This is a genomic window from Holdemania filiformis DSM 12042, from assembly GCF_000157995.1.
Lineage (GTDB): Bacteria > Bacillota_I > Bacilli_A > Erysipelotrichales > Erysipelotrichaceae > Holdemania > Holdemania filiformis.
Window position 1 is genome coordinate 964 of sequence record NZ_GG657559.1, and the last position, 8,507, is coordinate 9,470.

At 47.1% G+C, this 8,507-nt stretch carries 6 protein-coding genes; 5 read left to right on the forward strand and 1 reads right to left on the reverse strand.

Annotation, left to right across the window (positions count from 1 at the left end; translation table 11 throughout):
* Window positions 1–215 precede the first annotated feature (215 nt).
* The 3 genes from HOLDEFILI_RS11890 (at window position 216) to HOLDEFILI_RS11900 (ending at window position 3,577) form a co-directional block, all read left to right on the forward strand.
* Window positions 216–743, forward strand: a complete 528-nt coding sequence (locus HOLDEFILI_RS11890; RefSeq protein WP_039864901.1) for a QueT transporter family protein — start codon at window positions 216–218, stop codon at window positions 741–743.
* A gap of 355 nt (window positions 744–1,098) precedes the next feature.
* Window positions 1,099–2,709 carry an FAD-dependent oxidoreductase gene (locus tag HOLDEFILI_RS11895; RefSeq protein WP_006059967.1) on the forward strand — a complete coding sequence of 537 codons (1,611 nt, stop codon included), beginning with the start codon at window positions 1,099–1,101 and terminating at the stop codon, window positions 2,707–2,709.
* Between the two features lie 139 nt (window positions 2,710–2,848).
* Window positions 2,849–3,577: a TetR/AcrR family transcriptional regulator gene (locus HOLDEFILI_RS11900; protein ID WP_006059968.1), complete on the forward strand. Its 729-nt coding sequence runs from the start codon at window positions 2,849–2,851 to the stop codon at window positions 3,575–3,577.
* 171 nt (window positions 3,578–3,748) lie between these two features.
* Here the strand turns inward: HOLDEFILI_RS11900 and HOLDEFILI_RS11905 are convergent, their stop codons facing one another.
* Window positions 3,749–4,561 (reverse strand): MerR family transcriptional regulator, encoded by an 813-nt coding sequence (locus tag HOLDEFILI_RS11905; RefSeq protein WP_006059970.1) that lies wholly within the window; start codon window positions 4,559–4,561, stop codon window positions 3,749–3,751.
* A gap of 65 nt (window positions 4,562–4,626) precedes the next feature.
* On the opposite strand from HOLDEFILI_RS11905, the gene HOLDEFILI_RS11910 reads away from it, so the two are divergent.
* On the forward strand, window positions 4,627–6,354 hold the full coding sequence (locus HOLDEFILI_RS11910) for an FAD-dependent oxidoreductase (RefSeq protein WP_039864904.1): 1,728 nt from the start codon (window positions 4,627–4,629) through the stop codon (window positions 6,352–6,354).
* 361 nt (window positions 6,355–6,715) lie between these two features.
* Complete coding sequence (locus tag HOLDEFILI_RS11915; RefSeq protein WP_156788929.1) at window positions 6,716–8,185, forward strand: hypothetical protein; 1,470 nt, start codon at window positions 6,716–6,718, stop codon at window positions 8,183–8,185.
* Window positions 8,186–8,507: the final 322 nt, after the last annotated feature.

Consider the following 8,507-nt stretch of genomic DNA (forward strand, 5'->3'; position numbering starts at 1 on the left):
AGGTCAAGATCCTAAAAAATAAAAAGGAAGGGTATATAAATGATTTATACACTAATGAATCAGAAGAAGGCAGCACAATACGGCAGAGGGGATTCTCCGATTCTTCCTCTTTATTAATTCATAGAATCTGTTATAATGATAAACGTTTTGAGAGAAGAAATGTCAGTCGCAATCCCCTGACAATAAACAAAACACGAAAGGAATTCAATAAAATAATGAAAAACAAGACTTTAGTTCGTTTTTGTATCAGCGCGGTGATCGCCGCGTTATACGCCGCCGTTTCTCTGGCGTTAGCGCCGCTTTCGTTCGGACCGGTCCAGATCCGGATTGCGGAAGCGATGACGCTGCTTCCGGTCTTATTCCCGGAGGCGATTGCCGGTGTGACGCTGGGCTGTTTTTTGACCAACTTGATCGGCGCGATCATGGGCGTCAATTTGTTAGGCTTTTTTGATGTGCTGGCGGGAACGCTGGCAACCTTCCTGGCGGCGCTTCTGACCTGGAAGTTCCGTAAGCTCTGTATTCAAGGACTGCCGATTGTTTCAGCGCTGATGCCGGTGCTGTTCAACGCCGTGATTGTCGGCGCGGAACTGGCCTATGTCCTCTATCCGACTGCCTTGGTTACTGGTTTTGCGATCAATGCGCTGGAAGTTGGACTGGGCGAACTGATCGCTTGCTTCGTTCTGGGCCTGCCGTTAGTCAAGGCGCTAGATAAAGCTCAGGTGGCCAAGCGCTTCGGCTTATAAAGGTAAGATCGACTCTGTTAAGAAGACCTCTCAAGACAGACAGCTAAAGGGATTTCGGACGCTTTCGGGCGTCTTTTTGTTTGGCCAGCCAATGGAAATGCAGAAGGCAAATATGAAGAAAGGCAGACCAGAAACAAGATTTAAAACTGATCGAAATTTCAGAAATAAGGAATACCGCTGGGCTGTTTTGTATCCAAAACAAAACGGTTGATAAAATCTTGTTAAAAATTTTACAAAAGCGCTGAAAAGGAGTTGTAAAGATGATATTAATTTGTTATCATTCTATCGAAGAATATTCATCGAATATAATTCAATGAAATGGATTCAATGAGAATTCGGAAAGGGAGAGAAAGAAATGAAAGGAACAAAAAAATTCCTCTGTCTGATGCTCAGCCTGGTTCTGATGGGAATGACTGGCTGCAGCACGCAGAACAAGCCAACGCCATCCGTGGAGCCTTCAACAGATCCGCAGGATGCTTTGACAGCGCTTCAGGACAGCGATGTTGACGTTTTAGTTATCGGCGCGGGCGGCGCGGGTTTAAGTGCGGCGGTATCGGCGACGGAAAACGGGGCCAGCGTCATTGTTGTTGAAAAGATGTCGATGATGGGCGGCAATACGCTGCGCAGCGGCGGCGCGTTCAACAGCTATGATCCGGAAGGTCAGGCCAGTACAAAAATGGACGATTCGTTAAAAGCGACCGTTGAAAAACTGCTCGCTGTCGAACCGGTCAGCGACGCGCACAAGCAGCTGATCGAAGATGTTCAAAAACAATATGATGAATATCTCGCTTCAGGCTCGGATTCGTTATTTGATTCGCCGGAATGGCATGCGCTGCAGACGCTGGACGCCGGCGACTACATCGGCAACATCGATCTGATCCTGACACTGACCCGCAACACACTGGATACCAAGAAATGGCTGACGGCCAACGGTACGACCTGGGATCCAACGATCCGCACGGTAATCGGCGCATTATGGAATCGTTCTGCGCAGACGACCAATGTTTCAGGTGCTGACTTTATCGCAGCGCTGAGCACACAGGCGGAGAAAAACGGCGCTCAGATTTATCTGGACACCAAAGCTGAAAGCTTATTGCAGGAAAATGGCAAAGTCGTCGGCGCTACGATCACCAACGCCGAAGGCAAGACGGTGACGGTCAACGCGAAATCGGTTGTCATGGCGACCGGCGGATTTGCGGCGAATGTTGAGATGCGCGTGAAATACAATACGGAATGGGATGATTTAGGTGAAACCATCGCGACGAACAATCATCCGGGCGCGACCGGCGACGGGATTGTGATGGGTGAAGCAGTCGGCGCGGATTTAGTCGATATGGGCTGGATTCAGCTGATGCCGCTGTTCCCGGTCAGCGGCGGCGGAATTTCCGGTTATGTCAACAACGCTATCTACGTCAACAAAGAAGGTCTGCGCTATGTCAACGAAGATAACCGGCGTGATGTTCTGGCACAGGCGGCTCTGAATCAGACGGATAAAGTCTTCTTTGTGATCAACGATCAGACGGAAATTGACAGCGTTCAGATTCCGCAGGCGAACCTGGATTACATGGTTGAAAACGGCATGTTATTCAAAGGCGATACAATTGAAGAACTTGCTGAAAACATGGGTGTTCCGGCGGACAATCTGAAAAAGACAATCGAAGATTACGGCAAAGCGGTCGATGCTAAACAGGATGAATTCGGCCGGTCTACCTGGGGTGTGCGGCTGGATAATCCGCCATACTATGCGGCTTCCTATACGCCGGCGGTTCATCATACGATGGGCGGTCTGCGGATCAATACCGAAGCGCAGGTTCTGAACGCTTCCGGCGAAGTAATCCCGGGTTTCTACGCGGCGGGAGAAGTCACCGGCGGTATCCACGGAACCAACCGTGTCGGCGGCAACGCCGTTCCGGATGCGCTGGTCTTCGGTAAAATTGCGGGCGCTAATGCTGCCGCGCAGAAATAATAAAAATTTACTCACTTAAGTCATAAATAATTCAGCCCTTCCGCGTATTTCCTAACCTTGGGAAATATCCGGGAGGGTTTCTTCTATTTGACACCTCTTTTGACATTCCTTATAATAAACAAGAGAATGAGGCGCAAACATGGAAAAAATGACAAGCCGTCAGGAACAAAAAATCAGAACCCAACAAAAAATTATTGAGGCGGCCAATACGTGTTTTATGCGAAAAGGCATGGCGTACACCCTAATTACCGATATCTGTGAAGAAGCCGGCGTATCTGTCGGCACCTTTTATCATTATTTTAATAATAAGAACGATCTGATCATCAGTCAGTTTAAAAAGTTTGATATGGGATTTCTGGACGTCGCTCATCAGCTGATCGACAATCCCAACGCGTTGGACAGTCTGATTCAATTTGCGCATTTTTTCAGCCGGGACGCGTCCATTTCAGATAAAACGCTGACACTGGAATACTTAAAGGCACGTGTATCCTTGACTGTGGAGCAGCTGTTTCCCCGCAACCGTCCTTATTTTATCATTCTCTGTACAGTGATTTATAACGGACAGGTGCGCCGTCAGATCCGGGCTGACCGGACGCCTCAGGAACTGGCAGATCTGGTGATGGCGGCCACACGCGGATATAATTTCGACTGGGCAAGCATGAACGGCGACTATGATTTGATGTCCCGTATGCAGCAGGATATGCCGATTTTGTTTGAGGGTTTTCGCTATCATACGGAATATCCGTATCAGCTGTGCGCCGTCAACGAGGTCATTCCTGTCCAAAACGTGCCGAAGCTTTATGAACAGGAAACTGCGCAGCTTCGGGAATATTGCGAAAGCCGACTGCTAAGCAAAGTCCATGAATAAAAACGGAGGCAGGATTAAAATAGCATTTGATTTTGGATTAACACAGTAGAGGAAATCGGTTCCTTCGTTAACGAAGTGTAGGTTTTCTCTTTTTTCATTCAGGAAAGAGAAAGTTGCGAAGATCGAACAATGGGAAAACTTAAGTGAACCGAAAGCATGCAGATTTTGTAATTAACCGGCTTTGTCTGGTTCTTTGTCCGCAACAATGAAACGAAATAGTACAACGAAACGATAACTTGGAATGCTTTCTGTTTTTAAAATGATGGAGGTTACTTCCTCAGTTACTTTTAAATGATGCTTGCGGATGTATTCTTGAACTGGAACGAAGACTGCACTGTCGAGCTGCTGAAGTGAGGAAAGCGCTAAAATAAACCGAAGACCTCGCTGATGAGGCGCGATACAATGCGGGAAGGAGCTGGCAAGCTTCGCTCGATTTTGATTGTGATGGGTAATTCCAATGGCATAAGTGGGCCGGAAAGTTTCTTTTTCCAATTCTTCATAGGAAAAAACTAAGGATTGATAAGATAGATCGCTTTCTAAAAGCTCGTGCAGAGCAGGAAGATGATCGTGAAATTCTGATTCTTTAATATAACTCAGTCCGTCGCAATCCTCCACATATTGAATTTGATTATAAGCACTTTGAATCAATTTTTGATAAGTTAAAGACTGTTTGATACCCTGTTGTTTTCTGCGCAGCGTTTGAATCTCCTGTTCCAGGGCATCGATTTGATTTTGAAATAAATTGATCATTTCTTCATTGTCAGAATGGTTGCTTTGATTCTTCAACCGCTGGGTAATGGCCTCCAATGACAGGTCGTGTTTTCGCCGATGCTTTAAGACTTCATACAGTGCTGCGATTTCTTCCACTTCATAGTGAAAATAACCATTTTCATCCTGTTGCAAAGAAAATAAGCTGGCGTTGCGGTAAAACCGGACAGCGCTTCGAGGAAGATCAAAAAGCTGACAAAGATCTTTTGTTTTCATATTCGCTCCTTGACTGGGTACTTTATACACAGTTTATTATAAAAGGGCGAAGGAGGAATGAGAAGATGAAAAGATTTACTCTCTGCACGGCGGCTTTCCTATGGATGCTTGCTGGATGTTCAGTTAAGCCCAGCCCGTCAATTCAACAGCCGGAAAAAGAAATCAGCGGTGTTTATCAGGGAACCGCCTGGGGGAACAACGGCGAAATCCGTGTCGAAATTACGCTGGAAGCAGGTTCAATAAAAAATATTGAAGTCCTGGATCATCAGGAAACCAAGGGGATTAGTGATTTACCGCTTACGGTTATTCCGGAACAGATTGTCAAGACACAATCTATCGCGGTAGAGGCTCTCAGCGGAGCAACGATGACGAGCAATGGAATTAAAAATGCAGTCAAAAATGCTCTCGAAGAAGCTGCCGGGGAAACGGAAAGCTGGGAAATCAAACCTGAAAAGTCAGGGATAGAAGTGAAAGACGCACAATGTGATATCGTAGTTATCGGTTCAGGAGCTGCGGGGATGACGGCGGCGATTTCTGCCGCTCAGCAGGGAGCCAAGGTAATCCTGATTGAAAAACAGGATATTCTGGGAGGTACCTCGCTGCTGTCCAACAGTATGTTTGGATCGGTAGGGACTTCCGTTCATCAGAAAGAAGGAAAGACAGAAACGGTCGAGGATTTGTATCAGAATTATATGAAGCAGGAAGCGGCGACAGGCGCCTACGCAAAAGCCGAAGCTGCGCGGATTTTAGCCGAAAACGCTGCAGAACGCGCGGAATATTTAATCAGCTTGGGTGTTGAGCTTGACCATACATCCAGCGCCTTTATTTTAGCTCCGAAGGGTGGCTCTGGCTTGGGAGCGATGGTGATTCCTGCTCTGAATGGCGAACTTGAAAAATTAGATGTCGACGTTCGCACCGGGACGAAAGCCACACATATTTTAACCGAAGGGGATCAAGTTAAAGGCGTCAGCGTTACAACGGAGGGCGGTGAATATAACATTCAAGCTAAAGCCGTGATCATGGCTACCGGCGGATATGCCGCTAATAAGGAAATGGTCAGTCAGTATTTGCCGCAATGGAAGGATTCAGTTTATTACTGTTCTCCCGGCGATACCGGCGACGGTTTAGTGATGGCACAGGAAATTGGTGTAGAGCTGGTAGATATGACTGTGATGAAAGCGAATCCTCTTGTTTTTTATGATCGAACCCATGCCCTGACCATGAATGCCGCAGTTAACGCCGGCGCGATTTTAGTCAATCATGAAGGCAAACGATTTGTTAACGAACAGGGAAGCTACGGGATTTCACCAGTGATCAATAGTCAGACGAAACAGGAAGCAATCGTTCTGTTTGACAACACACTTCTGGAAACAAATGAAACGATAAAAGCTTACGCTGAGAAAGGGTATTTCACCGTCGCTTCGTCCCTTCAGGAGCTGGCTGAAAAAATGGAAATCGATGCCGATGCATTAGTGCAAACGATAGAGAAATACCAGGAACAGGTTAAAAATGGAGTGGACGTCGAGTTTTCAAGAAAAACACTTGCGGATTTAACTAGTGGAGATACATTCTATGGTATCGTTGTTAAGCCTTCCATTCAGGGAACATTTGGCGGGATTCCGACGAATACAGGAACTGAAGTACTCAATTCCAAAGGTGAGATCATCCCGGGTTTTTATGCTGTCGGCGAATGTGCGCAGGAAGGCGTCAATGGCTTAAATCCGATGACGACCAATCTTGTTTTTGGAAAAATCAGCGGTGAAAATGCGGCTAGCTTTGCTTTGTCACAATAAAATAGGGCAGCAGATATTTTTGTGCGATGCATATGTAAACGATTCCCGCGGAACGTGCCGAAGCTTTATGAACGTGAAACCGCGCTGCATCGGGTATATTGTGAAAGCCGGCTACTAAGCAAAGACCATGAATAAAAACGGCTTTAGGATTAAAACAGCATCCAGATTTTGGAATATCACAGCAAAGGAAATCGGTTCCTTCGTTAACGAAGGGCGGGTTTTCTCTTTTTGGCTTTTGATCTATGACCGACTATTCAATCGTGGACAAATCCGGCGTTATTTAAGGAATGCCTTGCCTTCCTTCCGGTCTATCCTTTACAATGAAGTTAAAGAAGAAATGGGAAAAGAATGGGGTGAAACAATGGGGAGAGAAAAAAAGTCAAAAGCGAAACGGCGCTGGATAAAAACACTCACTGCGGGGATGCTTGGCATTTTGCTTTGCGGCTGCGGCGTTCAGCCAAGGCAAGAAGGACCGGCACCCTCGTCAACGTCCGCAGCGGATGTGCCGATGCCTTCGGTGGTTCCGACGCCGATGCCGGACATGGAAACGCTTTTGCCAAAGCTGCTCAAGGATCGAGGCTTGATTCAGGCTTTGAATTCCACGATCTATGAATTCAGCCATGAATATGAGCTGGTTATCCACGACAAAGAGTGGACCTTTACCGATGCGAAAGGTAAGGGAAACATTATCGTTAACCTGACCGATTCAGAAATTACGTTTATATTTCCAGACGTAACCCTTGAGTACAAAAAGAAAGACCGCATCGTCAAGACCGCGGTGTTCTCCGCTGAACTTACGATGGCGCTGGAAGGATCGGAATCCTCTTGGAATGCGGAAATCGTGACGGAAGACGATCAGCGCTTCGTGATTCAGTTTGATCCGAAGACTGCCGAGATCCAGGATGGCGAAGCAGGTTCTGAAACGTTAGGACAGAAAATGAATTTTGCGCCGTCGCTTTACGGGCAATGTCTAAGCTTCTTTAAGCGGTACTGGAATCAGTCGATTGATCAGAGGATGATCATCAAAGCGATGGTGGTGACCGCAACGAAGCTCGAGCGGGGAATCGATCCGGACAACATTACAATCCGGGTTGACAAAACCCCGGAAAACCCGGTCAATGTTCTGGAACCGAATGGCGTGACGCCGGAGATCACGCTAGAAGTGGAAATGAATTTCAATGATAAAGATACGATCTATCTAAAGAACACGTCAAAGCTTGAGAAAACGTTGTACCTGTTCACCGCGATGGACCAGGGTTTCGACGATCCGTCCGCGATCGATTGGGAAGCGCTGGCGCCAACTTTGATGAGTGCAATTCCTAAATATGGTTGCGATGGACGATATTGCTTGAATGCCGAAGGGCAGGTGCGGTTTGCGGACTACGCGATCCGCGAGGGCTATGGTTCGCTGGTCACCCAGCCGGACATGAACAAGGCGGCAAAGGTATTAAGCGGACAGGATTATGTTTATAATGATTATGATAACCGGAAATTAAGCAGCGGCGTCGTTTACAGTCAAAGCGTGAACAGCTATATCGCTTATTCCCGTGAAGGCGACTGGCTGGAAGCCAGTCCCGGCGTCATCGTGCTGGATCAAAAGCAATCAGACAATCGAATCACCTTGGATTTTGTGACCTATGTGCCTCAATGGGAGGATAAGCTGATTGTGGAAGGGATTCCGGTTGAAAACGATAATGGGCAGAGGAATGCCAACCCCAAGGTTATTCAAACGGTGAAAGACAATCTGGATCGTATGCCGCACTGGACCGCGGAGCTGGAAGACACCGGCGACGATCAATTCTATCGTCTGCTTTGGGCTGTCCGGTATTAGACCCGGGAATACCCGGTGAAAACTCCGCTGGCCTGCGATGTCAGGTGGAAGATAAACTGGAAAACGAAAATATAAAAAGAACACTATCCGTCAGACCGTGGGTAGTGTTCTTTCATGAGTGAACGGGGGACAACAGGAAGGGAAAGGTTGTGGCGTAATGGTGGATAACCGTGATATAATAGCACAAGAGATCAAGGGTGAAAGCACATGAAAAAAGGATATTTTATTACATTTGAAGGTCCGGACGGCAGTGGGAAAACCACCGTCAGCACTGCGGTAGCGAAGCGGCTGCAGGAAGCCGGAATTGAATCCATATACACCC

What these genes read in the sequence shown, in the direction of transcription:
- HOLDEFILI_RS11890 (WP_039864901.1), top strand. Translation starts at nt 216, where the DNA reads ATGAAAAACAAGACTTTAGTTCGTTTTTGTATCAGCGCGGTGATCGCC.
- HOLDEFILI_RS11895 (WP_006059967.1), top strand. Translation starts at nt 1,099, where the DNA reads ATGAAAGGAACAAAAAAATTCCTCTGTCTGATGCTCAGCCTGGTTCTG.
- HOLDEFILI_RS11900 (WP_006059968.1), top strand. Translation starts at nt 2,849, where the DNA reads ATGGAAAAAATGACAAGCCGTCAGGAACAAAAAATCAGAACCCAACAA.
- HOLDEFILI_RS11905 (WP_006059970.1), bottom strand. Translation starts at nt 4,561, where the DNA reads ATGAAAACAAAAGATCTTTGTCAGCTTTTTGATCTTCCTCGAAGCGCT.
- HOLDEFILI_RS11910 (WP_039864904.1), top strand. Translation starts at nt 4,627, where the DNA reads ATGAAAAGATTTACTCTCTGCACGGCGGCTTTCCTATGGATGCTTGCT.
- HOLDEFILI_RS11915 (WP_156788929.1), top strand. Translation starts at nt 6,716, where the DNA reads ATGGGGAGAGAAAAAAAGTCAAAAGCGAAACGGCGCTGGATAAAAACA.